The sequence below is a fragment of the Rhodosalinus halophilus genome (assembly GCF_003298775.1).
In the GTDB taxonomy this organism is placed as follows: Bacteria; Pseudomonadota; Alphaproteobacteria; order Rhodobacterales; family Rhodobacteraceae; genus Rhodosalinus; species Rhodosalinus halophilus.
Genome location: NZ_QNTQ01000052.1, coordinates 1 through 725, shown reverse-complemented (window position 1 = coordinate 725; position 725 = coordinate 1). Strand labels below are relative to the sequence as shown.

At 66.9% G+C, this 725-nt stretch carries 1 protein-coding gene; it reads left to right on the top strand.

From position 1 onward, the window contains the following. On the top strand, positions 1-721 hold a 721-nt coding region (locus DRV85_RS18825; protein ID WP_275401731.1), incomplete at its 5' end, for an EF-Tu C-terminal domain-related protein. Positions 722-725: the final 4 nt, after the last annotated feature.

Sequence of the window (725 nt, the reverse complement as noted above, 5' to 3'; positions counted from 1 at the left end):
TCTGTCGGAATACGACTTCCCCGGCGACGACATCCCGATCGTCGCGGGCTCTGCGCTTGCGGCGATGGAGGGCAACAATCCCGAGATCGGCGAGGAGAAGATCAAGGAGCTGATGGCGGCGGTGGACGACTACATCCCGACGCCGGAGCGGGCGGTGGACCAGCCCTTCCTGATGCCGGTCGAGGACGTGTTCTCGATCTCGGGCCGGGGCACGGTGGCCACGGGCCGGATCGAGCGCGGGGTGATCAAGGTCGGCGACGAAATGGAGATCGTGGGGCTGAACAAGAACAAGAAGACGACCTGCACGGGCGTCGAGATGTTCCGCAAGCTCCTCGACCGCGGCGAGGCGGGCGACAACGTGGGTCTGCTGCTGCGCGGCATCGAGCGCGACGGGGTCGAGCGGGGCCAGGTGCTGTGCAAGCCCGGCTCGGTGACGCCGCACACGAAGTTCGAGTGCGAGGCCTACATCCTGACCAAGGACGAGGGCGGGCGTCACACGCCGTTCTTCGCCAACTACCGGCCGCAGTTCTACTTCCGCACGACGGACGTGACCGGCACGGTCGAGCTGCCCGAGGGCACCGAGATGGTGATGCCCGGCGACAACGTTGCCTTCACCGTCGAGCTGATCGCGCCGATCGCCATGGAGGAGAAGCTGCGCTTCGCCATCCGCGAGGGCGGCCGCACGGTGGGCTCCGGCGTCGTCTCCAAAATCATCGAGTGATCGC